The following is a 26,557-nucleotide window of genomic DNA, read 5'->3' as shown; positions in this document are numbered from 1 at the left end:
TCAACGGCCCAGAATGATGACGCAGGCGGCCGCTTCTTCTACCCCGTGCAACCCCCCGCCGTTTTCGGCGATGGCATTCTTTGCCCCTTCGACCTGGCGCGCGCCAGCTTCGCCGCGCAGTTGCGTGACCAGTTCGAAAACCTGCCCTATTCCTGTGGCACCGACCGGGTGGCCCTTGGATTCCAACCCGCCCGAGGGGTTCACCGGAATGCGTCCGCCGATCTTTGTCTCGCCGCGCAGACTGGCGGGACCGCCCTCGCCGAATTCGACAAATCCGAGGTTCTCGATCTGGATCACTTCGCCCACGGCCGTGGCGTCATGCACTTCGGCCACCGATATATCCTCGGGGCCGATCCCGGCCTGTTCATAGGCCTCAAGCGCGGCAAGCCGGGTCAGGTGGTTCTTGTAATCTTCCGGCGGACGATCGGTGCCCGAGCGCAGGATCGCGGCCTTGACCTTGATCGCGCGCGCGGGATCTAGGCCCAGACGTTTTATCCCCTCGCCGGTGCATAAAACGGCCGCAGCGGCCCCGTCCGAGATCGGGGCGCACATCGGCAGGGTCAGCGGATAGGTGATCGGCGGCGCGGCCAATACCTGATCGACGCTCATGGCTTCTCGGTATTGCGCCAGTGGATTATGCACGGAATGCGCATGGTTCTTGGCGGCGACGGCGGCGAACTGTTCCTGAGTTGTGCCAAAGGTCTTCATGTGCAGCCGGGCGAAGCCTGCGTAGACATCCATGAACACGCTGTAGGGCTTGGGCGATTTCGATCCTTCGGGTTCCTCGACCCCTGCACCCAGATCGGCCAGCCGTTGCGCGACCTCTTCGCTGTTGCTGACGTCCCAGCCGCTGTCGAAGGCCGAAAACATCAACGCACGGTCGTCAGAATACATCTTTTCGGCGCCCACGGCGAGACAGCAGTCGCCATTGCCGGCCTTGAGGAAATCGACTGCCAGTTTGAACCCGGTCGAGGCGCTGGCGCAGGCGTTTTCGACATTCACCACCGGAATGCCCTGAATGCCCATTTCACGCAGCGCGATTTCGCCGCGGATCATGTGCTGGCCCTCCATGTGGCCCTGCACCGCGTTCGAGAAGAATGCGCCGTCGATGCGATCTGCCGTCACTCGGGCATCGGAAAGCGCGGCGGCGACGGCCTCGCCGGTCATGTCCTTGATGGTTTTGTCCCGGAACTTTCCGAACGGCGTCATCCCGACGCCAACGATGTAAATGTCCTGCATCGTTTGTCCTCCTGACCTAGTATCCGCGAAACTGCGGTTTTCGTTTTTCATTGAACGCCGACAGACCCTCGTGCATGTCCCAGGATCGCATGTGCGCGCGCAGGTTCAGCATCTCTTCGGAAAGCGCGGCGGTTTCGTCCACGTCCAGCGACCGATTGGCAACCGTCTTCATGCGGCGTAAGACCGCCGGGCTTTTTTCTGCCAGCCTGTCGGTAAAGACCTGCACCGCTTGTCGCAGGTCTTCGTCCGCGACGACCTTGTTCACCAGTCCCCAGTCCATCATGTCCCGTGCCGAAACGTTCTCGCCCGAGAACAGCAGGTATTTCGCGCGGTTCAGGCCAATCCTACGCGGCAGGATCGCCGCACCGCCGGCCCCGGGAAAGACGCCAAAGTTGGAATGTGCGTCGCCCAGTTGCGCGCTTTCGGCGGCAAAGACCAGATCGCAGGCCATCACCATTTCCAAACCGCCCGCCATCGCCAGCCCGTTCACTGCGGCGATCACCGGTTTCGGGCCATGTCGCATCAGCCCAAACGTGTGATCGACAAGATCCAGAAGATCCGGCTCGCCTGGTGCATGTTTGGCGCCAGCAACTTCTTTCAGATCGGCACCGGCGCAGAATGCCCGGCCAGAGCCGGTCAGGACAATTGTACGCACCCCATCGTCGGCCAGCGCCGATTCCAGTGCTGCCGCCATCTCGCGCAGCATCTGCGTTGACATTGCGTTGAGCTGTTCGGTGCGCTGGAAGGTAATCCATTCAGTTTTTTCGACCCGCTCAACGAATAGCGTCTGCTTTGCTTCACTCATGCTAAGCTCCTGATAATTATACATATTATTGGTTTTTCGCCTTGTCTTTTGCGGCGATTTGCGCTGCACTCGGGCGGACCCGCACGTGGAAAACAAAAGAGCTGGAGATTGATATGAGCACTACACCCCTGGCCGGCCTGAAAATTCTCAGCCTTGCCGAACAGTTTCCCGGTCCCTATGCCACAATGCTGTTGTCCGACATGGGAGCCGAGGTGATCATGATCGAACGACCGGGTGTCGGCGATCCGGCCCGGCAATTTCCGCCCTTGTTCCGGGCACTGAACCGAGGCAAGCGCAGCGTTGCGTTGGATCTGAAATCGGCCGAGGGGCTGGCACGGTTTCGCGAACTGGCCAAGGAATCGGATGTCATCGTCGAAGGGTTCCGCCCTGGCAAGCTTGCGGCCTTGGGTGCCGGTTTCGAGGACATGCGTCGTGTCAACTCGCGGCTGGTTTATGTATCGATTTCGGGTTACGGGCAGGACGGCCCCTATCGTGACAGGGCTGGCCATGACCTGAGCTATGAAGGGGTTGGCGGTTTGCTGGCCGATCAGGCCGATGCAAAGCAGCCCGGCCCTGTGCCGCCGATCCCCCTTGCGGATGTTGGCGCGGCGTTGTTCGCGGCGATCGCAATCCTGTCGGCGGTGGTGTCGAGCCAGCGCACAGGGCAGGGGCGTTACGTGGACGTGTCCATGTCGGATGCGGTGGTTTCGATGTTGACCGCATTCCTCGTTCCCGCCGCCAATGGAACACCGCTGGGCGAATTTATCGCCGAGCCGGGCTATGGCGTGTTCACCTGCAAAGACGGCAAGCTCTTGACCTTGTCCATCGCGCATGAGGACTGGTTCTGGAAACCGTTCTGCGATGTGATCAACAGGGCGGATCTTGCGCCGTTGACAGGCCGCGACCGTGTCGCCGGCAAGGCCGCGCTGCGCGAAGAAATCGCGGCGATTTTGGTCAACAAGACGCGCGCCGAATGGGGCGACCTTCTGGATAAGGCGGGGGTGCCATGGGGTCCGGTCAATTCCCTGGTCGAAACGTTGGACGACCCCCATGTGCGTGCGCGCCAGCTGCTGCGCAAGATTACGCATGACGGCGGCAAGGCCGAGACTTTTATTGTCCAGCCGTTGAAATTCGATGGTTTCGAAACCGCGATACCGGATCTGCCCCCCGAGCTCGGGGCAGATAATGACAGCGTTTTTTCGGACAGCTCCAACTAGAGGCGGCAGCCGTCCGATGGCGGCTCTAGCAGGCAAAAGAATACCCGCCATTCACCGGATAGGTTTGACCGGTGATCCAGCTGGCAGCATCCGAGCAGAGGAACAGGATCATTCCGGCGGGGTCTTCCGGCTCGCCCAGACGGCGGATCACGTACTGCGACAATGCCCGCTTCTCGGTCTCTGCATCCGGGATCAGGTCGGCGACAGCCGGAGTTCTTGTGCCCCCCAAGGCGACGCAATTCGCGGTGATCCCGAACCGGCCGCCGGCCTTTGCAATTGCCCGCATGAAGCCGGCCGCACCGGCCTTGGCCCCGGAATAAACCGCCAGATGCGGTTCACCGACACGGCCGGCGTCGGAAATGACGGTCACAATGCGCCCATAGCCACTGTTAACCATCAACGGCATGGCGTGACGGGTGCAGTTCAGCACCCCATCGAAATTGGTGGCCATCCAGCGGCGCCATTCGTCGGGATCGGATTCCCAAAAAGGGACCAGATCGTCGAGCCGCGATGTCGGCCCGGCGTTGCCCGCATTGTTGACCAGAATATCCACGCCGCCAAATGTGGTCTGCGTTTCGGCAAACGCCGCGCCAACCGCGTCGAAATCCGAGACGTCGAAGGCGAGCGGCAGAGCCTTTGCACCCGCTGCCTCCACTTCCGCGGCAACGCTTTCGGCCCGTTCGGCGTGAAAATCGTTGACAACGATGGCACCGGCTCCGTGTTCCGCCAGATAAAGCGCGGCTTGCCGACCAACGCCTTGCCCCGCTCCGGTTACAAATGCGGTACGACCTTTGATGGAAAGCAGGTTACTCATCTTCGTTCCTTTCTATCCCAGCCATCTCTTCCGGCGGCGATAGTGTTTGATATCTCGATAGCTTTTGCGCTCGCCCGATGCGGTGACGCCGAGATAGAATTCCTTGATGTCCTCGTTGTCAGCAAGCTTGTCGGCAGGGCCGTCCATCACGATCCGGCCGTTCTCCATCACATAGGCATAGTCGGCGATCGATAGCGCCGCAGCGCTGTTTTGTTCGACCAGGAAGAAGGTCGTGCCTTCTGACTTGAGCTGCTTGAGCACTTCATAAACATCCCGGATCATCATCGGGGCCAATCCCAACGACGGTTCGTCGATCGCGATGATCTTGGGGCTGGCCATCATGGCCCGGCCGATCAGCAGCAGTTGTTGTTCGCCACCAGACATGAAGCCAGAGGTGCGGTTGCGCAGGTCCGCAAGCCGGGGCATCAAGGTGTAAACATGGTCCAGGCGCTTTTTCAGCTCGGCGGAGTTGGGCACCATGTGCCCGCCGACGATCAGGTTTTGCTCTGACGTCAGATGCCGCAAAACGCGCCGCCCTTCCATCACATGGATGAGACCGTTCTTCACGACTTCCGAGGCTTCCATGTTCTGAATGGGAGTTCCGTCCAGAACGATGGACCCCGCCGAAACGGTTCCATCCTCGGATTTGAGCGTTCCCGAGATGGCTTTAAGCGTCGTGCTTTTTCCTGCGCCATTGCCACCGAGCAGAGCAACACATTGTCCCGCACGGACTGTCATGGACACGCCTTTGAGCGCCAGGATGACGTCGGAATATGTCACCTCTACGTTGTTGAGTTCCAGCATGGTCATATTGCCCGGGGCTAAGGATCAGAACGGGCGCCGCGACTGCGGCGCCCGGATTAATTCACCATTTCTCAACTTGCGGAACGTCGACACCCGTTGCCGCGATGGTGATTTTCCCATCTTTGACGGTGCCCACATTCACTTTGAGGCCTTCCAATGGGAACGGTGCTTCTGGCGTAAAGGACAAGGTCGGCAGGAACCCATGGGTTTCTTCGGTGGTGATCGGTTTGGCAAAAAGCGCCTCACGTACCATCTCTCCGGTCAGGCCCTCGGCGCCGTTCGCCTCGATCGCGTGATCGATCACGGTCACGGTATAGAGACCCTGAGATACGCCCATTGCGGTCACGACGTTCCAATGTGCTTCGAGTCCGTAATCGGCAACCAATGTCTCGTAGAATTGTCGCGCGGGAGTGTCCTCATCGGCCGCAATCGCCATGCCGTAGGCTTCAAAGTCCCCCTCCATTTGCTCAAGCCCGCCAAGCGCGCCACCCGAGGCTGGAAGCCCGTTATGCGAACTCATCATGATCGGGATGTTCGCCCCGTTGGCCTGCAGCCCACGTTTCGCGGCAATCACGATAGAGGTGTTAGTTTGGATTACCAGCGCCTCGGCCCCGGCTCGTACAACGCGGCGCATTTGCCCCGTCAGATCGGTGGGTTGAACTTCGGTATAGATGACCTCGACGAGGTCGATCTCCTCGGGGTGCTCTTCGGCATAGAGTTCAAGGCCCTTTGCCATGTCGACATAGGCAGGCGATGCTTCGGAGGCGAGGATCGCAACCTTGAGCGGTTCGTCTCCTCCGCGCTGTTCACGCATCCAGTTCAGAAAGCCGACACTTTCGTGCGAATAGGTCGGGCGTGGGTTGAAAATCCAGGCATCCGGTTGCCAGGCAAAACCGTAGGCCGCTGTGGCCATGAACATCGGGATTTTGTCTTCCGGCAGGCGTTCGGAAAGGGCCGCGACGTCAGGCCCGCCGAGGCCGACAACCGCAATCGGGTCCAGTTCCGATTTGATCCCGGGCCAGAGACTTGCCACCTGTGCCGCGTCATAGCGGGTTTCGTAGTTTTTGTAGTTCAGCGTGACGCCAAGTTCCTTGCCGCGGGTTTCATTCCACCAGGTGAACACAGCTTCGCGTCCGCCTGCCAGGATGGGCATGATGTCAGCATAAGGGCCGGAAAAGTCCGACAGCAGGGCGAGATTATAGGTCTCTTCGGCCTGCGCCTTCAAAGGCATGGTCGCCGCGGCCGCCAAGGCAGCCGCTGCCAGTAAGCCGCGAAGACCTCGATTCGATTGGTAAGTCATATTCTTCCTCCCAGGTTTAGAGCCGCTCTATTTCTCAGTAAGGAAACGGCCAGATACGGTATGACGACTTCAGGATGTTCCAGCGGTGCATCAGCCCCTTGGGTTCGAGGATCATAAACAATGCGATCACGCCGCCAAGAACGACATTCATGCCAGCGAACACGATGTCACCGCCAAGGAATGATACCGAGTCGGCGATATTGGGGCCGACCGTCGCGATAATTTCCTGGATGATGCGGATAATGAAGACGCCGATCAGGGCCCCCACGATTGAACCCATCCCGCCGACGATGATCATCGCGACGAAGAAGATCGAGTGAAACAGGGTGAACTGGTCTACCCCCACGAAGCGGATCAGATAGGCCCAAAGCGCCCCGCCGACGCCCGCATAGAAAGCGCCGATCAGGAAGGCATTTGCCTTTGTGGCCGCGACATTGATCCCCATTATACCCGCGGCCACGTCATCATCCCTGACCGCCACGAAGGCACGGCCGAAGCGTGACCGAACGATCCCGAACGCGCCCGCCACCATGATCGCGGTCACGGCGAAATTCAGATAGAACTGCGAAGATTCGCTGACAAATCGCAGCCCGAAAAGCTCGGCCGGGGGCACGGTGATACCGTTCGATCCACCCAGCCAGGTTGACGGCAGGTTCAATACGGCAAAGTGGAACAGGAACTGAGCTGCAATCGTGGTCAGTGCCAGATAGAACCCCTTGATCCGCGCCGCGGTCAAGCCAAAGAGAAAGCCGAACAGCGCAGCCGAGAGCCCGGCCAGAGGAATGGTCAGCAGAAACGTAAGGCCGGTCTTCGAGGCCAGTATCGAGGCCGTATAGGCGCCGACCCCCATGAACGCCGCCTGACCCAGGTTGATCTGGCCCGCATAGCCGGTGCAGATCTGAAGCCCGACGGCGATGACGGCGCTGATCATCATCATATTCAGGATAGCGATGATACGGCTGCTCACCAGGTAAGGCGCCAACAGCAGTAGAGCCATGAATACGACGAGGGCCAGAAACTGCCAGCGCGTTCGGATCAAACGTCTGTCACTGCGATAGCTTGTCGGGAATACGCCAGAAGGATCCATGGATTACACCCGTTCGATTGTGCGCCAGCCGAACAGGCCGGTCGGCCGGATCAGCAGAATGGCAAGCATTATGATATATGGAACGACACTGCCGAGCGAGCCACCGATCAACGGATCAAGGTAGTTGGTGGTCAAGCTCTGCGCGATGCCGATGATTATTCCTGCCAAGATAAGCCCGCCGATGGATTCCAGCCCGGCAAAGAGCGCCACCGGCAGGGCCGCGAACCCGATATCCGAGGCTAGGAAGGTCAGCGATTTGCCGCTGAGAAAGATCATCGCACCAATTGTGGACAGGATTGCCCCGAGAACCCAGGCAACGGCAATCGAGCCTTTCACCGAAATGCCCATCGAGGAAGCTACGACGTGGTCCTCCGCCACAGCGGTCATACGGAGGCCGGACCGGGTCCGGTTGAAGAACCACGACAGGCCGACGGCCGCGACAATGGTGATGATCCCACCTATCAGGAGGTTCATCGGGATCAACATATCGCCGAGGAACAAGGGTTTCAGCGGAAAAATGATCGGGAAGGGTCTTACCGCGGGACCGAACACAAGCAGCACCAAACCGCGCAGCAGGATCAAAAGGCCGACGGTGACCATGACCATCGAGAAAACCGATTCACCGATCAGCTTTGTCAGGAAAATCCGTTCGATTGCGTACCCGACCAGCCCGGCCAGAACCAGCGAAAGGGGTATCGACAACCAAAGGCTAAGCCCCGCTTGCATCGTTGTGAACCAGACGATGAACCCGCCGATGATCACAAGCTCGCCCTGCGCGAAGTTGAACACCTTGCTGGCGCGGTAAATCACAACAAAGCCCATGGCCACCAGCGAATACAGAAGGCCGATCAAAGCCCCGGTAATGATGTCATTGATGAAATAGACCATTGTCGCCGACCTCCTTTAAGATTTGGACTGCCGCTTGGCAGCCTTCGATGCGTTTTCAACATCCGACACGCGAACCGTGGTCTTGAGAACGCCTTGACGGCCGTCCTGATAGGTCACAGCGATTTCGAGATCTGTCTCGTCATCGCCAGCATAGATCGCCTCGACGAGCTTGGCATACCGTTCCTCCAGAAAGGCCCGGCGAAGCTTTCGGCTGCGGGTCAACTCGCCTTCATCCGGGTCGAGTTCCTTGGGAAAATTCGCAAAACGTGCCACGCGCGAGCCTTCGGGCAGGAGCGCATTGATGCGCGCCACTTCGCCTTTGATAAGGTCCAGAACTTCGGGTTTCTGCGAGAGATCGGTGTAGGTCGAAAAGCTGATCTTGTTCTCTTCCGCCCAACGCCCGAGAACTTCCATATCGATATTGATAAGCGCGCTGACGAAGCTCCGGGTTTCGTCGCCCAAGGTCATGAGATCCTTGATGAAGGGGCTATACCGCAACCGCGTTTCGATGAATTGCGGCGGATAGCTGTGCCCATTTGCCAGGCGGCGCATATCCTTGACACGGTCAAAGAACAAAAGCTCGCCGTCGTCGGTCATCGACACCGCGTCACCGGTCTTGTACCAACCGTCTTCGGTCAATTCCTCTGCGGTCTTTTCGGGCTTGCCGTGATAGCCACCGAAGCCCGATCCGCCACGCACCTGAAGCTCCCCTTCGTCCGAGACCCTGTATTCCAGCGGTTCGCCGTAGTTCGTGTTGCTTTGCATCCAGCTGCCGCTGGTTTCCAGCTGATAGCTTTCGCCGACATGCGCGGTCAGAAGGCCGATTTCGGTCGCGCCATACACGTTGCGCAGCTTAACCCCCATCGCGTGGAACATACGAAAGACGTCAGGTGCCATCAGGGCGCCGCCGCTCATTGCGTTTTTGGCCTTACCAAGGCCAAGATTGTCGCGCAGGTGATGCAGCACCAGAGCTTCGGCAAAGGGAAGCTGCAGGCGTGCGGCAAGGCTGGGGCTACGCCCCTCCAGCCGTTCCACATAAACGTCGTGGCCGACCTTCATGCCCCAGTTGTACATCGCATTGCGGATTTTGCCCGCCCCCAGCATCCGGGCCTGAACGATGGAGGCGAGATTTTCCCACTGGCGCGGGCTGAACACCAGTGCGTCGACCGCCAGTTCGCGAATGTTGGTCAGTACGTCTTCAGGGCCTTCGGGGAAATTGACGACCATGGGCGCGATCAAACCGATCGACAGGCCGAAAATCTGTTCCGTGACCCAGGCCGGCGAAATGTAGGTCAGGTATTCGGTGCCCGGCGCGATTTCGATTGCCCCCATCACCCGCGAGCAATTGTCGAACAGGTAGCGATGGCTGATGACAACGCCCTTGGGTTTTCCCGTGGTACCCGAGGTATAGGACAGCAAGGCGGTATCGTCCGCCCGTCCACGTTTTACGTGTTCTTCAAATCTGGCGGGTTCCTTGGCGTGGATCTGACGCCCTGCCGCGCTCACACTTTCAAACGAATGCAACAGGGGATGATCATAGCCCCACAGACCGGAATCGTCCCAGTAAACGACCGCCAGGGCGCCCGAGTACTTGCCCGCAATCTCGATGCATTTATCGACCTGCTCCTGATCCTGCGCCAGAAGAATCCGCGTTTGCGAGTCTTCGGCCAGATACAGAATCTCTTCAGCGTTTTGATCCGGATAGACAGACAGGACTTTGCCGCCTAACGACTGGACGGCGTATTCAGCCCAGAAATGTTCGGGTTCGTTTTCGCCAATCATCATGACGGATTCGCCAGCCGACAAGCCCAGGTTCTCCAACCCGAGAGCCAGGGCGCGAACCCTGTCAAGAACATCGGCCCAGGTGAATTCACGCCAGATGCCCAGGCGCTTGTGCCGTTCGGCGAGGTTGGTCGGTGTGGATGTCGCTCGCGCGAGCAAAACCTGCGGCAGGGTTTCGCTATGTGTCACTGCTGGGTCCGAAAAGACCATTGCTGTCCGTTGTTTGACCATGCCGCTACCCCAGATATGCCTTTATGACAGCCGGGTCCTTCTGGATTTCTTCCGGGGTGCCTTCGGCGATGACCCGCCCGAAATCCAGCACCACGATCCGGTCGGCAAGGTCCATCACGACGCCCATGTCGTGCTCCACCAGAACTACCGGAATCTTGCGCGCCTCGCGCACATCGAGAATGAAGCGCGCCAGGTCTTCTTTTTCCTCCGAGTTCATGCCGGCCATCGGTTCATCCATCAGCAGGATCGACGGTTCCTGCGCCAATGCACGGCCCAGATCGACACGCTTGCGCAACCCATACCCCAACGTGCCCACGGGCCGGTTGCGGATTGCCTCGATCTCGAGAAAATCGATGATCTCCTCTGCGGCTTCACGATGTTCCGATTCCTCGCGCATCACGGGACCGAACTGGAAAAAGGCCTGGACTACATTCGATTTCATCAGCATGTGGCGGCCGATCATAATGTTTTCCACCACCGTCTGCCCGGCAAAAAGATGGGTGCCCTGAAACGTCCGCGCCAGACCGCGCCGGGCGATCTGGTCAACACGCAGGCCGGTCACGTCCTGCCCGGACAATTCGACACGGCCCTTCTGCGGACGGTAGAAGCCCGCAGTCACGTTCAGAAGTGATGTTTTTCCGGCTCCGTTCGGTCCGATAATTGCAAGCAATTCATCGTCGGCCACAGAAATGCTCACATCGTCGAGCGCGGTCACACCGCCAAATTTCAAAGTTGCACCACGCACCGCAAGCGGTGAGGATACGTGCCCGTTATTCGTGGTCATGTTGCGGCCCGTGCTTTTGCCCCACACCTCATGGAGGCGCGCATAGCCTGACCGCACGGTTTTTCGTTGGTTACGAGTTTTCCTCGCATTGTTCCTCCTCCCACCTCTAAATTCAGAGGTTTGCCTGGTTTATTTACCAAGTTTCTCCGTCATTCCTAACAGATGTTAGAAAATTTGGTCAACAATTGAATTCGCTACCGAAGAAAAACGATCAGACAGCCGCGTACTCTGCGGAAAAGCTTCGAAGACCGTTTTGATCCTGACACCAGACTGTCCCGGAGGTGCCGGTCTCTTCATTGTGCAGTTGCAATTCGCAGGGCAGGGTGAGTGGCGCGAGTCCGCGAAAAGAAAACCGGTGAGGCGATGTTTTCAACGCATCCGCCGCCAGATTCAGAAGTAGCGTGGCTTGCAAGGGGCCATGGACAACAAGCCCGGAATAGGCTTCGGTTTCGGTGGCGTAGATGTGGTCATAGTGAATGCGATGGGCATTGAACGTCAGCGCCGAATAGCTAAACAGCAGAACAGGATCCGGTGTCAGGGTCGATCTGAGCGTGGTGGGGTCACCCGCGTCAGGTGCGCTCTCGCCCGTGCGGGGGGCGGAAATCTCACGATAAACGATCGTTTGCTGCTCCCGGATACAAAGCCGGTTGCCACTCAGATACTCATGTTCGACGGTCACAAAGACCAATGGTCCACTACGGCCCTGCTTGGCCACAATATCCCTGATCGAAGAGCGTCGGGTGATGGTTTCGCCGATTTTCAGCGGCGCGATATGCGCAACATCGCCGCCAGCCCACATGCGGGCGGGCAGCGGAACAGGGGGCAGAAATCCACCCCTCGCGGCATGGCCGTCTTCTGACAGGGCGGTCGCTGGCACGGTATCAAGGGCAAGGCACCAATGAATTCCCAGCGGGACATCGCCCGCTCCGTCCCAAAGATGCGGACCGAGCGTGGCGCGGAATTTGTCGATCAGCCCGTGCGTCAGAACATCTTCCTTAGTCTCGGTGCGTCCCAGCCAGGGCGCCAGCGCGTCAAGGTCGATCTCACCCATAATCCTAGCCTTCAGAACGATCTTGGCATGCCGAGGATATGTTCTCCGACATATGACAGGATCAGGTTGGTCGAGATCGGGGCGACCTGATAGAGGCGCGCCTCGCGGAACTTGCGCTCGACATCGTATTCCCGTGCGAAACCGAAGCCGCCGTGGGTCTGGATGCAGGCATTGGCCGCTTCCCAGCTGGCTTCCGAAGCCAGCAACTTGGCCATGTTCGCCTGTGCACCACAATCCAGTCCGGCATCGAACCGCCTGCAGGCTTCAAAGCGCATCAGATTGGCGGCCTCGATGTTCACATAGGACCTGGCGATAGGGAATTGCACACCTTGGTTCTGGCCGATGGGACGGTCAAAGACCACGCGGTCGCCGGCATAGGCGCGGGCCTTGTCAACGAACCAGTATCCATCACCGATGCATTCCGCCGCAATCAGGGTCCGTTCGGCGTTCAGCCCGTCAAGAATATGGTAAAACCCGCGCCCCTCGGTGCCGATCAGGTTCTCGGCGGGGATTTCCAGGTTGTCGAAAAACACTTCATTGGTTTCGTGGCCGGGCATGTTGGCGATGGGGCGGACCTCCATCCCGTTGCCGATTGCCTCTTTCAGATCGACCATAAAGATCGACAGGCCCTGCGACTTTTTCTTGACCTCGCTCAGCGGCGTAGTGCGGGCCAGCAAGATCATCAGGTCAGAATGCTGGATACGGCTGATCCAGACCTTCTGGCCATTGATCTCATACCGGTCACCCTTCTTGACTGCGATGGTCTTCAGTTTGGTGGTGTCGGTCCCGGTTGTCGGTTCGGTCACGGCCATGGATTGCAGGCGCAACGCGCCGCTGGCAATACCGGGCAGGTATGTCTGCTTTTGCTCATCCGAACCATGCCGCAGCAGCGTGCCCATGTTATACATCTGCCCGTGGCAATGGCCCGCGTTTCCGCCGCAGCGGTTCACCTCCTCCATGATGATCGAGGCTTCGGTCAACCCCAGACCCGAGCCACCGTATTCCTCTGGGATCATCGCGGCAAGCCAGCCCTCGCGGGTCAGCGCATCGACGAATTCCTCGGGGTAGGTTTCGTCTTCGCCGAACTTGCGATGATACTCTGGCGGAAACTGCGCGCAAAGTGCGCGCAAGGCGTCGCGCAGATCGGTGTGAGTGTCTGGGGCTGACGTCTGCATCGGTTACTTCGCTCCCGGACCCGACGTTTCAAGAATTTCCTGCTCGGCACGCTGCCAAAGCTCATAGGAAATCGGGTTTTCGCTCTCTTCGAGGATATGACCGACCAGACCGATGGCGCGTGCCATGACGCCAAAGCCCCGCACGATCTTCCAGGGGAAGCCAAATTCACAGCAGATCGCTCCGATCGCCCCGGTGGCGTTGATCGGCAGCATCTTACCCGATTCTTCTTCGGCAACGGCCTGAATTTTCTGGATCAACTCGATGTATTCACCGGACTTGCCGTTCTCGGCAGCGATCTGGAACAGGCGAGGTGTGCGCGGATCGACCGGCTTGTGCACCGGATGGCCCAGCCCCGGCACGATCATCTTGCGGGCGCGGAATTTTTCCACCGTCTCGACGGCCAGCGCATCCAGATCGACACCGGTGCCCAACTTGTCCTGCGGCAGTGCCTCGTAAAGCATCTTCGAGGCACCCTCCATAGAACCGACAAAGACGGTGCCCAGCCCGCACAAGCCAGCCGCCACAGCCGCCTGAAGCGATTCCGGCGCCCCCATATAGGTCATCCGCGCCGCCAGGGCCGAGGGCGTGATACCATGTTCGACCAAGGTAATGACGATGGCGTTAAAGACGCGGCTTTCCTCGGGCGTGGCCTTGCGACCCGTCAACTGCAGAAACGCCAGATCGCCGAGGTTCATGTGGCCCAGGATCTCGTTGGGCAGATCGAGCCCACGCACGCTGATCTTGTCAGAGGTGCTCCAGGCAATGTCGGAGCTGATTTTTTCTTTGCGTTTTCCCATCAAACCGGATCCCACGAAAAGACATCCGCCGAAACTTCGAGCGGCGTGAACTGTGATTTGAGCGCGGGAATGGCGCGCTCGGCGATTTCATCGGCGGTCCAGCCATCATCGGAATGAACCGACCGCACCGGGCGGGGCTGGTTGAACAGGAAGATCTCGTTCTTGCGAACCGCAAAGATTTGTCCTGACACGTCAGCCGCGCGGTCGCTCATCAGGAAACAGGCCATCGGTGCAACCTTGGCCGGTGTCATCTCCTTGATCTTTTCGACCCGTGCCACCTGTTCCGGGGTGTCTGTCTTGATCGACGAGATCATCCGGCTCCAGGCGAAGGGCGCGATGCAGTTTGACCGCACGTTCCAGCGTTTCAGGTCGAGCGCGACCGATTTCGAGAAGGCCGCAATGCCCAGCTTTGCCGCCGCGTAATTCGCCTGCGCCAGATTGCCGATCAGCCCCGAGGTCGAGGTCATGTGCACCAGAGAACCGCCCTCTTGTCCGCGGAAATAATCGGCCGCTGCACGGCTGGTGTTGAAGGCGCCATAGAGATGGACCTTCACAACCGCGTCGAAATCCTCGTAGGTCATTTTGTGGAAGAACCCGTCGCGCAGGATGCCGGCGTTGTTCACCACCGCGTCGATGCGGCCGAATTCCTTGACACCCGCCTCGATCATCGCGCGCGCGGCGTCCGGATCGGTGACGTTGCCGCCATCGGCGATCGCATCGCCGCCCGCCGCCTTGATCTCTTCGACGACTTTCTGCGCCGCAGTTTCTGTCTGACCGGTGCCTTTCAGGGATGCGCCCAGATCATTGACCACCACGGCGGCGCCTTCTGCGGCTGCCATCAAGGCGATATCACGCCCGATCCCACCGCCGGCCCCGGTGACCAGAACCACCTTTCCGTCAAGTGCTTTTGTCATCTTCTTGCTCCCTCAGCGTGACTTGCGGTATTTGTCCAACCCGCCGGTATGCATGACCCGGCCCATCAGCGGCACGCCGATGATTTCTTCGGCCTTGAGCGCCGCCGCGATCAGCTTGTCCAGATCAATGCCGGTTTCGATGCCCAGTTCGTGACACAGGAACACTGCATCCTCGGTGCAGACGTTGCCGGCGGCGCGGGCGTGGCCGTGGCCCGCGAAAGGACAGCCGCCAAGACCGGCGACCGAGCTTTCGAACATGTCCACGCCCATCGACAGGGCGGCATAAACGTTGGCGATCCCCAGCCCACGTGTGTCATGGATGTGCATACCGATGCGCGCCTCGGGCGCCAATTCGCGCAGGGCGCCGATCATGCGTTTGACCGCCTCGGGGTTTCCCCAGCCCATTGTGTCGGCGATCACAAGGATCGGCACGGGGATGTCCTCTTCCTCGCACAGCTGAAGAATGAAGCGGAAATCGTCCAAGATGCGTTCTTGGGGGATGGGGCCTTCGAGGTTGCAGCCGAAGGCAGTCATCACATAGGCCGCGTCGACCGTATATCCTTCTTCCTTGTAAAGACGGACCCAGTCACGTTGTTTTTCCCGCATCTCCGCCGAGGAACAATTGTTGTTCGATTGGGCGAATGCCTCGGAGGGATAGAACAGCAGACGCGGGTCGATATCGACCTCATGCGCGGTCAGGGCCTTGCGAAACCCTTTGTCGTTCAGCCACAGCGATGTGTAATTCACGCCCGGTTCGCGCTTGATACGCTGGAACAACTCGCCGGTGTCGGCCATTTGCGGCACGTATTTCGGGCTGACGAAACTGCCAACCTGAATGCGCTTCAGACCGGTTTCGCTGAGCATGTCGATCAGTTCGATCCGCTCTTCGATCGGATAAATCTTCTTTTCGATCTGAAAACCCTCACGCGGGCCTTCTTCGCGAAACTCGACGAATTTGGGAAAGTCGCTCATTTCATCACTCCTCGGATGGCAGAATCTCGGCGATGACTTGGCCACGATCGACCATGTCTCCATTCGAGACGGATATATTGCTGGCGATCCCGGCCGCGGCCGCCCGGATCGAGATTTCGAGTTTCATGGATTCCATGACCGCGACCACTTCGCCTTCGGCCACGCTCTGACCATCGGAGACCTTGATTTCGACAATCATTCCGGTCAGCGGAGAGGTCACGGCGCGATCCGCCGCGGCATCGCCGCCGGCAAAAGCAAGGGGCGCGGCGGGGCGGAAGACCAGGCGACCTTCGGGCGTGTCCAGTTCGATCACGCCCGCGTGCAGGCGCGCGTCGATCAGATGGACGGTGTCGCCTTCGCCGACACGCCAACGGCCCGGGGTCAGTTCACATGCCGACAGTGTCAGCGCCTCGCCGTTTTCCGAATGGACGGTGTACTTGGCGCCCGGTTTGACAGGGCCGATGCGCAGTTCTTCGGATACCTCGTCAGAATCGGTAAGCGTCACGCGCTGCCCCGCTTCAATCGCATCACCGCCCAAGCCAAGCCGCCAGCCGGTAAAGGCATCACGGTTGGTCCAGGGATTGGCGTTTGTGTCGCTGCGCGACTGGGTCACGAAGAGAATGGCAGCGGTCGCTTTCCACAGATCGGGGCGGGTCAGTCCGGGTGCTTGTGTCAGCTCATCCAGCCTGCCGTCGATCCAGCGGGTATGCACCTGCATCCGTTCGAATTCATGGTTTCGCGCCAGCGCCGTTAGAAAGGCGCGATTGGTCTCGACACCTTCGACCGCGACATGATCAAGCGCCGTGGCCAGACGTGCCAATGCGGTTTCCCGGTCGGGCGCGTGCACGATCAGCTTGGCGATCATCGGATCGTAATAGGGCGTGACGGCATCGCCTTCCTCGACGCCGCTGTCGATGCGCAGGCCCGATGGCAGGCTGAGCGTGGAGAGCGTGCCCGTCGACGGGGCGAATTGCATCGCCGGATCTTCGGCGTAAAGCCGCGCCTCGACCGCGTGGCCGTTGATCGTCAGATCGTCCTGCACCAGTCCAAGGCCCGCGCCTTCGGCAATCCGCAGGTGAAGCGCGACAAGGTCCAGCCCGGTGATCGCTTCGGTGACGGGATGTTCCACCTGAATGCGCGGGTTCACCTCAAGGAAGAAATACTCGTCCCCCGCGACCAGAAATTCGACCGTGCCCAGACCGCGATAGTCCAGCGTTTCACCAAGGCGCACCGCGTCGCGCGCGATGTCGTCCATAAGCGTCCGGGGCAGACCCCAGGCCGGGGCTTCCTCGATGACCTTCTGGTGGCGGCGCTGAAGCGTGCAATCGCGTTCGAACAGATGCACCACATGGCCCTTGCCGTCACCTGCGATCTGCACTTCAACATGGCGCGCCTCGGGCAGGAAACGCTCCAACAGCAGCCCTTCGGAGCCGAAGGTGGATTTTGCTTCGCGCAGCGCGCCTTCGATGTCCTCGACCAGCGTGGTTTCGTCGGTGACGAGCCGTTGCCCTCGCCCACCACCGCCGCCGACAGCCTTGAGCAGCACCGGCAGGCCCATTTGGCGCACCTCCTCGGCAATCTGCTCGGGATCGGACCGCGCACCTTCGGCGCCCGAAATCACCGGGACGCTGGCCGCCACGGCGGCCTCTTTGGCGCTGGCCTTGTCGCCGAAACGTTCAAGCGTTTCCGGCGTCGGCCCCATGAAGATCATGCCGGCGGCTTCGACCGCGCGGGCAAAATCGGGGTTTTCGGCCAGAAAGCCGTAACCGGGATGGATCGCATCCGCGCCCACCGATTGCGCAGCGGCAATCACCGCGTCGATTTTCAGATAGCTCTCGGATGCAGGCCCGGCACCGATACAGACAGATTTGCCGATCTCGCGGACATGCAGGGCATTGGCATCGGCCTGCGAATGCACGCCGACAGGGGTGATACCGCTGGCCCGCGCGGTGCGCGCGATCCGGCAGGCAATTTCGCCGCGGTTGGCGATCAGAAGCGTTTTGATTTTCACGGTTCGCTCCTCACATCCTGAACACGCCGAAGTTGGTATCGACCTTGGGTCTGCGCGATGTCACATCCAGCATCAGCGCCATGACGTCACGGGTCTCACAGGGCTCGATCACGCTGTCGATCCAAAGGTTGGAAGCAAAATTATAGGCTCCCTGAAAATCTTCGTATTCCTTGCGGATCGGTGCCTTGAAGGCTTCCTCCTCCTCGGGGGTCCAGCTTTTGCCTTCGCGTTCGTTGATCTGTGCGCGGACCTGAGCCAGCACGCTGGCGGCCTGTTCCGGCCCCATGATTGCCGACCGTCCCGTCGGCCAGGCGAACATTGCGTCCGGCTGGAACGGGCGGCCCAGCATCGCCAGGTATCCGGCCCCGTAAGAGCCACCGGTGATGATTGTGAATTTCGGCACCCGGGCCGAAGACATGGCCGTGATCATCTTGGCGCCAGCCTTGGCAATGCCCATCTGCTCGACCTCGCGGCCCACCATGAAGCCGTTCACATCGGCCAGGAACAGCAGCGGAATATCACGCTGGACGCAGAGATTGATGAAATGCGTCGCCTTCAGCGCGGCTTCGACGAAAAGCACGCCTGTATTGGCGATGATCCCGACCTCGTGGCCGTGGATGCGCCCCCAGCCGGTCATGATCGTGTCGCCATAAAGCGGCTTGAATTCGTGAAAATCGCTCTCATCGACCAACCGAGCCACGATTTCGCGGTTGTCGGTCGGCACCTTGGGGTCGCGGCTGATGAGCCCATAAATCTCTTCGACCGGGTAGGCGGGCGCACGGGGCGTTTCGGGCGTCTTGCGGGGTTGGGGTTTTTCGCCAAGATGGCTGACAATTTCGCGCGTGATGGCCAGAGCGTGGGCGTCATCTTCGGCCAAATGGTCGGTCACACCGGAAACGGACGAATGCATCTTGCCGCCACCCAGTTCTTCGGCTTCGACCTTTTCGCCGGTTGCGGCAAAGGTCAATTCTGGTCCGCCCAGATACATAAAGCCCTGACCGCGCACGATCACCACTTCGTCACAGAGCGCGGGGATATAGGCACCACCCGCGGTGCAGGGCCCCATGACCACGGCGATTTGCGGCACACCATCGCCAGACATGCCGATCTGTTGGTGAAAGATGGAGCCGAACTGGCCTTCGTCGGGGAAAAGGTTGGCCTGGTCGGGCAGGAAGGCACCGCCGGAGTCCACGAGGGTGATGACGGGCAGGCGGTTTTTCCAGGCAATTTTCTGTGCCCGGACGTGTTTGCGGCAGGTGATCCCGAAATAGGTGCCGCCCTTTACGGTGGCATCATTGGCGATGATCATGCACTGACGGCCTTCGATCACGCCAATACCGGTAATGATGCCGGCGCCGGGTGGAACTCCCTTGTGCATATTCAGTCCGGCCAACTCGCCGAGTTCCAGAAATGGTGTGCCCGGGTCGATCAGCCGTTCGATCCGTTCGCGCGGCAGGATTTTGCCTTTGTCCACATGACGTTTGCGCGCCATTTCGGGGCCGCCGACGCGCTGTGAGAGCCGGAGGGCATGTAGTTCATCGACCTTTTCGCGGTAAGACACGTCGTTGGCGCGGAAGTCGTCCGACCCGCTGTCGAGAAGGGATTTCATTCTAGTCATGGCAGGTCTGGATATTTCCTGAGAACGAAGGCGACCTTGGCGGCGCCAGGTTTTTCGAAAGTGTCGGCCGCAACCAGGTGAACGTCGGCCTTGAAGACCAAGGAATCGCGAAGCCGCTGCTCAATTTTCTTTTTGAGGGTGACGTCATCGGCCGGATCGCGATCGGGGCCCCGTTCGACAATCACCGTCAGCGCGCCCTGCGTGGTATGGCCCTCGAAATCGGCCACGATGCGCATGACGCCGTTGGTGTCCGGCACCATTTCGGTAATGATGCTGTTGATCGCCGACGGGAAGACATTGGCCCCGCGCACGATCAGCATGTCGTCGGTGCGGCCGGTGCAGCGGATCTTCGGTCCGGTGCGGCCGCAGGAGCATTCGGTATCGATCACTTCGATATAATCGCCTGACCGGAACCGCACGAGCGGGCTCGCCTGGCGGCCGAGCGCGGTATAGACCATCTCGCCTTCTGCGCCTTTTTTCCAGGGAATGATCCTGCCGCTCTCCGGGTCGAGCAGCTCGGTCAGGACATAATCCATGTTGACCATGTGCATACCCGACTGGGCGTCGCACTCGGCCCAGTATGTCACGCCCAGATCGGTGCCGCCCAGCATCTCGGTGCATTTCGCACCCCAGGCCTTTTCGATCTTTGCCCGAATTGCGGGAATGCCGCCGCCGGGTTCGCCGCCGACGATCACGCGCTCGATACCCAGTTCGCTGGCCTTGCAGCCAAGTACCTCGGGCGCCTTTTCGGCCAGGTGCAGCACAAAGTTCGGGGCGCCGACCACGCAACGCGGGCGGGTGTCGGCGCAGGCGCGCAGCAGCCGTTCCGCACCGCCATCGGCGCCCACCGGCACATCGATCGTGCCCATGTACTGCAATCCCTGCATCACGGGGATGCCGCCGACAAAGCCCTTGGCGAGCGAAAACGCGTGCAGCACCATGTCGCCCGGCCGCACGCCATTGGCAAAGAAACAGCGTGCCGTCATCTCGTGCCACATTTCGGCGTCGGATTCGGTCAGGGCCACATATGAGGGGCTGCCGGTGGTGCCCGACGATGCCTGCATTTGGATGATCTCGTACATGGGCGCGGCGCGGTGTTTGCCGAAGGGCGGATCGGCGGCCAGGCTTTCGCGGATCTCGGTCTTGTAGGTATAGGGCAGTTTCTGCAGGTCTTCGATGGTGCGGATATCGTCGAATTCCACACCGGCTTTCGCGAACTTCTCCTGATAGAAAGTCGAGTTTGCCTTGAGATAGGCCATCTGATCGCGCAGTCGCTCTTCCTGAATACGGCGCACCTCGTCGAGCGGCGTGCCCTCGATCGCGTGCCAGAAGCGATCATTTACCTTGTCGGCGGCATCTTCCCGCCGGAAGCGCATTCCAAATTGCATGTCGTTCTCCGTTCCAAGCCGTGGCGATCAATAGGATCGTGGCAGGCCCATGACCTTTTCGCCGATAAAGCTCAGGCACAGTTCGCGGTTCACCGGCGCTGTGCGCAGCAGGCGGACCAGCGGGTACATTTCGTAAAGTCCCGTATCTTCGGTAAAGCCCGATCCACCATGCGCCTGAAGCGCCGCGTCTACCGCTTCGATCCCGGCTTCGGCGGCGGCATATTTCGCCATGTTCGACGACGCACCGGCAGGCAGCTTGTTGTCGAACTCCCATGCCGCGCGCCGGGTCATCAGACTGGCCATTTCGACTGCCGTATGCGCCTTGGCCATAGGATGCTGCACGCCCTGGTGCGCACCGATGGGTTGGCCGAACACATTGCGCTCGGAGGCATAGGCCACGCCCTTGTTCAGGGCGAACCGGCCGATGCCGCAGCACAAGGCGGCCAGGATGATACGCTCGGGGTTGAGGCTGTCGAACAGGATCGAGAACCCTTCGTCCACCTCGCCGACCACATCCTCGGGGCCGAGATCCACATCGTCGAAGAACAGTGTCCACTGCTCCTCGGGCAGGGGGATCGAGATCTTCACCCGCTGCTTGTCGACGCCTTTTTTCTTCAGATCCACGGCGAACAGGGTAAAGCCGTCGGTCTTGCGGCTGACCTCGGTATGCGGTTTGGTCCGCGCCACCACGAGGCAGTAGTCGGCCACTTCGGCCCCGGTGATGAAGGTCTTTTCGCCCGACAGGCTGAACCGGTTGCCTCGACGCTTGGCCAGCGTAGTGGCCTTCATCGTGTTCGACCCGGCCCCCGGTTCGGTGATCGCGAAACAGAACTGAATATCACCGCGGCAGGCGGCCGGCAGCAGTTCTTTCTTGTGGAACTCGCTCCCGTGGCTGGCGATATGGGCCAGCGACATGGTCGGCCCGACCACCATCATCAAAAGCGGAATGCCGTGATTGGCGGTGCCCTCCATGAACAGGGCCATTTCGGTCATACCAAGGCCCGCGCCGCCATATTCCTCGGGCACCATGATGCCGAGGAAGCCGTCATCGGCGATCTGGCGGAACATTTCGTGCGGAAACTCGTGCTTGCGTGCGTGTCTCAGCCAGTAATCGTTGTCGAACTTCTGCGCCAGCTGGCCGCCATAGTCGTAAATCTGGCGTTGTTCGTCGTTCAAAATGAAATCCATGTTTCGTCCTCAAGCCTTGAATTCGGGGGCGCGCCGGTTCTCGAATGCATCGAGGCCCTCCGCCACGTCATCGCTGGGCAGTGCGCGCACGGCGGCATCGCGCTCAAGCCGCATCTGCTGGTCGATACCAAGGTCCGCGCCTTCGCGCGCCAACCGCTTCATCTCGGCGATGCCGGGACGTGAACGGGTGGCGATTTTCTCGCAGTATTCCAGCGCAGACTTGTGCAGGTCCGCATCCGGCACGATGTAGTTGACCAATCCGGCCTCTTTGGCCTCGTCCGACTTGAGCCAGCGGGCCGAGAACATCAGGTCGAGCGCCCTGCGCTGCCCCATCAACCGTGTCAACCGCTGCGAGCCACCCCAACCGGGAATCAGCCCGAATTGCGCGTGCTGATCGCCAAACTGGGCGCTTTCGGCCGCGAAACACACATCGCATGCCAGCATCAGTTCGATCCCGCCGGCCAGACACAACCCCTGCACTGCCACCACGACAGGGAGGGAGGAGGTTTCGAGTGCACGCAGGTTGTTCATGCCAAAGGCGATGAAATGGTCCAGCGCGGCGGGATCGTTCAATTTACCTTTCACTTCCACCAGATCGGCACCGGTGCAAAAGTGCTTGCCCTGCGCCCGGATGAGGATCGCCCGAATAGCGGGGTTCGCCTCGAATTCCGCACGCGCGACAGAAATACGCTCATGCACCTTAAGTGATAGGCAATTGAATTTCTCGGGGCGGGCCAGTTCGATGATGCCGGTGTTGCCCTCGGAAGTGACGAGGATGGGGTCGCTCATTTCGAGGCTCCCTTCGCCTTCTTGTCATACTGCAGCGCCATGCGACCGACCTTCTCGCGGGCGATCACCAGCTTCTGGATCTGCGCGGTGCCGTCACCGATCTGCAAGCCGAGCACATCGTTGTAGCGCTGGTGGTGGGGCAGGTCGGTGGTGTAGCCGTAATGTCCGTGCAGGATCAGGCACTGGTGCAGGATCTCGCAGGCGGTTTTGGGCAGGTACCATTTGCACATGGCGGCCTGAGAGGTGTGGGGCAGGCCACGGTCGCGCAGGTCCAGCGTGTAATAGCAAAGCTGGCGCATCATGGTCAGTTGGGTCTCGGCCTCGGCCAAGGGAAAACTGACACCCTGATACTGCACGATCGGGGCCCCGAATGCCTCGCGTTCCTGAACGTAGGCCCAGGTTTCATCCACCGACGCTTGCGCGGCCCCCAGGCACTCCAGCCCGATCAGTGCGCGGGAATAGTCGAAGCCCGCCATGATCGTGCCAAAGGCACGGTCCTGTTCCGCCATCATGTTTTCAGCCGGCACGAAAACATCGTCAAAGAAAACCGAGCCGCGCCCGACAGGCTTGGTGCCGATGTCGTCAAAATGGGTGCGCTTGATGCCTTCCTGGTTCAGATCGACGAAAAAGGCGCTGACCCCGCGTGAGCCGCCGTTAGGATCGCCGGTACGGGCAAAGACGACCGCCGCATCCGCCTGACTGGCAAAACTCATGGATGTCTTTTCACCGTTCAGCCGCCAGCCTTTGCTGGATTTCTCGGCCCTCAGAATCAGGTTCGCCGCATCCGAACCGCCACGCGGCTCTGTCAGGCCCAGACCAATGACGGCATCACCCGAAACAACCTTGGGCACCCATTCCGACGCGATGTTCTTGGAGGCATGTTTGGCAACCATTCCGCCCATGAGAGAGCCCAGAAGCTGGACGTAACTTGCATTGAAATCGGCATAGGCGATCTCTTCGACGATCAGCCCTGACGTGACAGAGCTTTCGCCGAGTCCCCCGAATTCCTCGGGCAGATCGGCTCCGATCAGCCCCAGTGCGCCCATCTCCTTGATCAGCGCACGGTCGAATGTATGGCCGCTGGCGCGTTCTTGATATGTGGGCGCAAGCCTTTCAGTTGCGAAGCGCTTTGCGGTATCGCGAAACGCCTTCTGATCGTCTGTAGGCTGGAATTGCATCGGTGCTCCTCCCCATGAGCGAAAATCTTCTTTCCAAAAAAATCTAACAAATGTTAGAATGTAGATCAAGTGCAGTTTTGAGGAGGAGAACCAAAGTGAAAAATAGACCAGATGGAAGCTTTGAAACCATGCTCTCGCCCATCCGCGCAGGCCAGCATACATTGCGAAATCGTGTCATCATGGGGTCGATGCACACGCGGTTGGAAACCGAGCCTGACGGCATAGCCAAACAGATCGCGTTTTACGCTGAGCGTGCGCGGGGGGAGGCGGCGATTCTGGTCACCGGCGGGTTTTCGCCCAATGCCGAGGGCATATTCGATCCAGAAGGTCCGAGAATCGATGACCCGGAAGAAGCGCTTGACCTGCGCCCGATCTGCGAGGCGGTGCAGGCCGAAGGCAGCCTGATCTGCGCGCAACTCCTCCACGCCGGGCGCTATGCCAAGATCGAAGGGTGTGTGGCCCCGTCGCCGATCCGCGCCCCGATCAATCGTTTCATCCCGCGTGAAATGACCGAAGCCGACATTCTCCGTACCATCGAGGATTTTGCCGTGGCGGCCGCCAATGCGCTGGCCGCAGGCTTTGATGGCGTCGAGATCATGGGGTCCGAGGGATACCTGATCAACGAATTCACCGTCACCCACACCAACAAGCGCCAAGACGACTGGGGCGGCAGCGCCGCGAACCGCCACCGATTCCCGGTCGAGATCGTGCGAGCGGTGCGCGAACGTTGCGGCCCCGACTTTCTGGTCATCTACCGGATTTCGGCGGCCGATCTGGTCGAGGGCGGCGCGCCCGCCGATGAAATTGCCGCACTGGCGCGCAAGATCGAGGCCGCAGGTGCGGATATTCTGAACACCGGCATCGGCTGGCACGAGGCCCGCGTGCCGACGATCGCCTATCCGGTGCCGCGCGGTGCCTGGCGCAAGGCGGCAGCCAACGTGAAAGCGGCGGTGTCGATCCCGGTGGTCGCCTCGAACCGGATCAACACACCCCAGCTCTCCGAGGACATACTTGCCTCTGGCGATGCGGACATGATCTCGATGGCGCGCCCGTTTCTGGCCGATCCGCATTTCGTGAAAAAGGCGCGAGAGGGCCGCGCGGACGAGATCAACACCTGCATCGCCTGCAACCAGGCCTGTCTGGATTTCATCTTTTCGGACCGGCCGGTCGGATGTCTGGTCAATCCAAGGGCCGGGCGTGAAACGGAATTCCGGAATACGCCAGCCGACACGCCAAAGAAAGTGGCCGTCGTTGGCGGTGGTGCCGCGGGCATGGCCACAGCCGCCGAGGCGGCGCGGCTGGGCCATGCTGTCACGCTGTTCGAGGCGCAGGACAAGCTGGGCGGTCAACTGAATCTGGCCCGCGTCGCACCGGGCAAGGACGAATTCGACGAAACCCTTCGGTATTATGCCGGTCAGATGCAGAAACACGGGGTCACGCAGCGTCTGGGACAGCGGGCAGAGGCGAGCGATCTTGAGGGATTTGACCATGTGGTCATCGCCACCGGGGTCACGCCGCGCATTCCCGACCTGCCGGGTATCGACCATCCCAGCGTCGCGACCTACGCCGAAATTCTGTCCGGTGACCGCGAGGCGGGCGACCGTGTCGTGGTGATGGGGGCGGGGGGCATCGGTCATGATGTGGCCGAGTTCCTAGTGACCAAACCCGCCGAGACCGCGAATTCCGACGTCTTTTGCGAAACCTGGGGAGTGGACCCCGAATTTGTCTCATCGGGTGCCCTGGCGGGCGACCCTCTGGCACCGAAGCCGTCGCGCCGCAAGGTCGTCATGCTGCAGCGCAAGACCGCTAAACCGGGCGCGAGGCTTGGTGTTTCGACAGGGTGGATCCTGCGCAACGCGCTGCGCAAACATGGGGTCGAGGCAATGGGCGGCGTGACCTATGAACATATCGACGATGCGGGGCTGCATATCGTCGCGGACGGAATGCCAAAGGTCATCGCAGCCGATACTATTGTGCTGTGCACCGGTCAGGAACCGGAACGGGCTCTGGCCCAAGAGCTTGCCGCGCGCAGCGTCCCGGTTACGATGATCGGCGGGGCAAAGGAGGCCGCCGAACTGGATGCGCTGCGCGCCATTGATGAGGGCGTGCGCCTGGCGCAGGATCTCTGAACCGAGGCTCGGGCAAGGGGGAAACTATGCTGACCGACGTCATCCGCGCGGGGCGCGCTGATCTGTATTCGATCTTTCGAACCCGCGCACATGACTGCGCCCGCGCCCTCGCCATCGAGGACGGCAGCAGGAAACTGACCTATGCAGAACTGCTGGAGCGGGTCGATCGTCTGGCGGCTGTCTTTCTGGCACGAGGCGTGGCGCCCGGAGACAGGATCGCGATCCTGTCGCATAACCGCTCAGAATACCTGGAGGTCGAACTTGCAGCTGAGGTGCCCCTAGTTTCCTAGACACCTGCCTTTTCCAGTTTGCGCTGTCTTTCTTCGAAGTCAACGGGCGACAGCATGCCGTTGTTCGTGTGCTTGCGTTTTGGGTTGTAGAACAGCTCGATGTAT

At 60.2% G+C, this 26,557-nt stretch carries 23 protein-coding genes; 3 read left to right on the top strand and 20 right to left on the bottom strand.

The features are described from left to right. Both MK745_RS15725 and MK745_RS15720 read right to left on the bottom strand, forming a co-directional pair. A complete protein-coding gene (locus tag MK745_RS15725) occupies positions 1–1,239 on the bottom strand; it encodes a thiolase family protein (RefSeq protein ID WP_152467122.1) in 1,239 nt (412 codons plus the stop codon). 16 nt (positions 1,240–1,255) lie between these two features. Beyond that, positions 1,256–2,044 (bottom strand): enoyl-CoA hydratase/isomerase family protein, encoded by a 789-nt coding sequence (locus tag MK745_RS15720; protein ID WP_243614200.1) that lies wholly within the window; start codon positions 2,042–2,044, stop codon positions 1,256–1,258. Between the two features lie 113 nt (positions 2,045–2,157). Between MK745_RS15720 and MK745_RS15715 the strand changes: the two genes are divergently transcribed. Further along, positions 2,158–3,261, top strand: coding sequence for a CaiB/BaiF CoA transferase family protein (locus tag MK745_RS15715; RefSeq protein WP_243614199.1), 1,104 nt, complete (start codon positions 2,158–2,160; stop codon positions 3,259–3,261). Between the two features lie 25 nt (positions 3,262–3,286). Here MK745_RS15715 and MK745_RS15710 read toward each other — a convergent pair whose 3' ends face one another. The 18 genes from MK745_RS15710 to MK745_RS15625 all read right to left on the bottom strand — a co-directional run bounded on the left by MK745_RS15710 (position 3,287) and on the right by MK745_RS15625 (position 24,195). After that, entirely contained in the window at positions 3,287–4,075 is a 789-nt protein-coding gene (locus MK745_RS15710) for an SDR family NAD(P)-dependent oxidoreductase (RefSeq protein WP_043753691.1), read from the bottom strand. A 12-nt stretch (positions 4,076–4,087) separates the two neighbouring features. Continuing rightward, positions 4,088–4,879: an ABC transporter ATP-binding protein gene (locus MK745_RS15705; RefSeq protein ID WP_028288589.1), complete on the bottom strand. Its 792-nt coding sequence runs from the start codon at positions 4,877–4,879 to the stop codon at positions 4,088–4,090. A gap of 61 nt (positions 4,880–4,940) precedes the next feature. Continuing rightward, the gene (locus MK745_RS15700) at positions 4,941–6,179 is read right to left on the bottom strand and encodes an ABC transporter substrate-binding protein (RefSeq protein WP_243614198.1); all 1,239 of its coding nucleotides are present in this window, start codon (positions 6,177–6,179) and stop codon (positions 4,941–4,943) included. A 34-nt stretch (positions 6,180–6,213) separates the two neighbouring features. Continuing rightward, positions 6,214–7,266, bottom strand: a complete 1,053-nt coding sequence (locus MK745_RS15695) for a branched-chain amino acid ABC transporter permease (protein WP_027264390.1) — start codon at positions 7,264–7,266, stop codon at positions 6,214–6,216. Between the two features lie 3 nt (positions 7,267–7,269). After that, a complete protein-coding gene (locus tag MK745_RS15690) occupies positions 7,270–8,154 on the bottom strand; it encodes a branched-chain amino acid ABC transporter permease (protein ID WP_028288586.1) in 885 nt (294 codons plus the stop codon). 15 nt (positions 8,155–8,169) lie between these two features. Then, positions 8,170–10,167 carry an AMP-binding protein gene (locus tag MK745_RS15685; protein ID WP_243614197.1) on the bottom strand — a complete coding sequence of 666 codons (1,998 nt, stop codon included), beginning with the start codon at positions 10,165–10,167 and terminating at the stop codon, positions 8,170–8,172. Between the two features lie 4 nt (positions 10,168–10,171). Continuing rightward, complete coding sequence (locus MK745_RS15680; RefSeq protein WP_028288584.1) at positions 10,172–10,951, bottom strand: ABC transporter ATP-binding protein; 780 nt, start codon at positions 10,949–10,951, stop codon at positions 10,172–10,174. Positions 10,952–11,162: 211 nt separating this feature from the next. Next, complete coding sequence (locus tag MK745_RS15675; RefSeq protein ID WP_243614196.1) at positions 11,163–12,002, bottom strand: FAS1-like dehydratase domain-containing protein; 840 nt, start codon at positions 12,000–12,002, stop codon at positions 11,163–11,165. Between the two features lie 11 nt (positions 12,003–12,013). After that, positions 12,014–13,177: an acyl-CoA dehydrogenase family protein gene (locus tag MK745_RS15670; RefSeq protein WP_028288582.1), complete on the bottom strand. Its 1,164-nt coding sequence runs from the start codon at positions 13,175–13,177 to the stop codon at positions 12,014–12,016. A 3-nt stretch (positions 13,178–13,180) separates the two neighbouring features. Next, a complete protein-coding gene (locus MK745_RS15665; protein WP_243614195.1) occupies positions 13,181–13,975 on the bottom strand; it encodes a citryl-CoA lyase in 795 nt (264 codons plus the stop codon). Further along, a complete protein-coding gene (locus tag MK745_RS15660; protein ID WP_243614194.1) occupies positions 13,975–14,889 on the bottom strand; it encodes an SDR family NAD(P)-dependent oxidoreductase in 915 nt (304 codons plus the stop codon). The genes MK745_RS15665 and MK745_RS15660 overlap by 1 nt, the downstream gene beginning before the upstream one ends. Positions 14,890–14,901: 12 nt before the next feature. Next, positions 14,902–15,861 carry a hydroxymethylglutaryl-CoA lyase gene (locus MK745_RS15655; RefSeq protein WP_243614193.1) on the bottom strand — a complete coding sequence of 320 codons (960 nt, stop codon included), beginning with the start codon at positions 15,859–15,861 and terminating at the stop codon, positions 14,902–14,904. A gap of 4 nt (positions 15,862–15,865) precedes the next feature. Next, on the bottom strand, positions 15,866–17,872 hold the full coding sequence (locus MK745_RS15650; protein WP_043753670.1) for an acetyl/propionyl/methylcrotonyl-CoA carboxylase subunit alpha: 2,007 nt from the start codon (positions 17,870–17,872) through the stop codon (positions 15,866–15,868). Between the two features lie 10 nt (positions 17,873–17,882). Beyond that, entirely contained in the window at positions 17,883–19,490 is a 1,608-nt protein-coding gene (locus MK745_RS15645; protein ID WP_243614192.1) for an acyl-CoA carboxylase subunit beta, read from the bottom strand. Next, entirely contained in the window at positions 19,487–20,866 is a 1,380-nt protein-coding gene (locus MK745_RS15640; RefSeq protein ID WP_243614191.1) for a phenylacetate--CoA ligase family protein, read from the bottom strand. Before MK745_RS15640 ends, MK745_RS15645 begins: the two co-directional genes overlap by 4 nt. A 39-nt stretch (positions 20,867–20,905) precedes the next feature. Further along, positions 20,906–22,066, bottom strand: coding sequence for an acyl-CoA dehydrogenase family protein (locus MK745_RS15635; RefSeq protein ID WP_027264402.1), 1,161 nt, complete (start codon positions 22,064–22,066; stop codon positions 20,906–20,908). 9 nt (positions 22,067–22,075) lie between these two features. After that, a complete protein-coding gene (locus MK745_RS15630) occupies positions 22,076–22,855 on the bottom strand; it encodes an enoyl-CoA hydratase/isomerase family protein (protein ID WP_243614190.1) in 780 nt (259 codons plus the stop codon). Next, positions 22,852–24,195 (bottom strand): acyl-CoA dehydrogenase family protein, encoded by a 1,344-nt coding sequence (locus tag MK745_RS15625; RefSeq protein WP_317275319.1) that lies wholly within the window; start codon positions 24,193–24,195, stop codon positions 22,852–22,854. The genes MK745_RS15630 and MK745_RS15625 overlap by 4 nt, the downstream gene beginning before the upstream one ends. Between MK745_RS15625 and MK745_RS15620 the strand changes: the two genes are divergently transcribed. Further along, entirely contained in the window at positions 24,162–26,162 is a 2,001-nt protein-coding gene (locus MK745_RS15620; RefSeq protein WP_243614226.1) for an NADPH-dependent 2,4-dienoyl-CoA reductase, read from the top strand. The two genes, MK745_RS15625 and MK745_RS15620, sit on opposite strands and share 34 nt — an antisense overlap. Before the next feature lie 26 nt (positions 26,163–26,188). Continuing rightward, positions 26,189–26,452, top strand: coding sequence for an AMP-binding protein (locus MK745_RS15615; RefSeq protein ID WP_243614189.1), 264 nt, complete (start codon positions 26,189–26,191; stop codon positions 26,450–26,452). Positions 26,453–26,557: the final 105 nt, after the last annotated feature.

The sequence above is a fragment of the Shimia aestuarii genome (assembly GCF_022814865.1).
Classification (GTDB): Bacteria; Pseudomonadota; Alphaproteobacteria; order Rhodobacterales; family Rhodobacteraceae; genus Shimia; species Shimia aestuarii_A.
This window is presented reverse-complemented; position numbering and strand designations above follow the sequence as displayed.

Coding starts and splice junctions, on each gene's coding strand:
- MK745_RS15665 (WP_243614195.1), bottom strand. CDS start 13,975: ATGGGAAAACGCAAAGAAAAAATCAGCTCCGACATTGCCTGGAGCACC.
- MK745_RS15660 (WP_243614194.1), bottom strand. CDS start 14,889: ATGACAAAAGCACTTGACGGAAAGGTGGTTCTGGTCACCGGGGCCGGC.
- MK745_RS15655 (WP_243614193.1), bottom strand. CDS start 15,861: ATGAGCGACTTTCCCAAATTCGTCGAGTTTCGCGAAGAAGGCCCGCGT.
- MK745_RS15625 (WP_317275319.1), bottom strand. CDS start 24,195: ATGTATGCTGGCCTGCGCGGATGGGCGAGAGCATGGTTTCAAAGCTTC.
- MK745_RS15710 (WP_043753691.1), bottom strand. CDS start 4,075: ATGAGTAACCTGCTTTCCATCAAAGGTCGTACCGCATTTGTAACCGGA.
- MK745_RS15700 (WP_243614198.1), bottom strand. CDS start 6,179: ATGACTTACCAATCGAATCGAGGTCTTCGCGGCTTACTGGCAGCGGCT.
- MK745_RS15705 (WP_028288589.1), bottom strand. CDS start 4,879: ATGCTGGAACTCAACAACGTAGAGGTGACATATTCCGACGTCATCCTG.
- MK745_RS15695 (WP_027264390.1), bottom strand. CDS start 7,266: ATGGATCCTTCTGGCGTATTCCCGACAAGCTATCGCAGTGACAGACGT.
- MK745_RS15725 (WP_152467122.1), bottom strand. CDS start 1,239: ATGCAGGACATTTACATCGTTGGCGTCGGGATGACGCCGTTCGGAAAG.
- MK745_RS15620 (WP_243614226.1), top strand. CDS start 24,162: ATGCTCTCGCCCATCCGCGCAGGCCAGCATACATTGCGAAATCGTGTC.
- MK745_RS15640 (WP_243614191.1), bottom strand. CDS start 20,866: ATGCGCTTCCGGCGGGAAGATGCCGCCGACAAGGTAAATGATCGCTTC.
- MK745_RS15680 (WP_028288584.1), bottom strand. CDS start 10,951: ATGACCACGAATAACGGGCACGTATCCTCACCGCTTGCGGTGCGTGGT.
- MK745_RS15685 (WP_243614197.1), bottom strand. CDS start 10,167: ATGGTCAAACAACGGACAGCAATGGTCTTTTCGGACCCAGCAGTGACA.
- MK745_RS15615 (WP_243614189.1), top strand. CDS start 26,189: ATGCTGACCGACGTCATCCGCGCGGGGCGCGCTGATCTGTATTCGATC.
- MK745_RS15715 (WP_243614199.1), top strand. CDS start 2,158: ATGAGCACTACACCCCTGGCCGGCCTGAAAATTCTCAGCCTTGCCGAA.
- MK745_RS15645 (WP_243614192.1), bottom strand. CDS start 19,490: ATGACTAGAATGAAATCCCTTCTCGACAGCGGGTCGGACGACTTCCGC.
- MK745_RS15635 (WP_027264402.1), bottom strand. CDS start 22,066: ATGGATTTCATTTTGAACGACGAACAACGCCAGATTTACGACTATGGC.
- MK745_RS15690 (WP_028288586.1), bottom strand. CDS start 8,154: ATGGTCTATTTCATCAATGACATCATTACCGGGGCTTTGATCGGCCTT.
- MK745_RS15675 (WP_243614196.1), bottom strand. CDS start 12,002: ATGGGTGAGATCGACCTTGACGCGCTGGCGCCCTGGCTGGGACGCACC.
- MK745_RS15630 (WP_243614190.1), bottom strand. CDS start 22,855: ATGAGCGACCCCATCCTCGTCACTTCCGAGGGCAACACCGGCATCATC.
- MK745_RS15670 (WP_028288582.1), bottom strand. CDS start 13,177: ATGCAGACGTCAGCCCCAGACACTCACACCGATCTGCGCGACGCCTTG.
- MK745_RS15720 (WP_243614200.1), bottom strand. CDS start 2,044: ATGAGTGAAGCAAAGCAGACGCTATTCGTTGAGCGGGTCGAAAAAACT.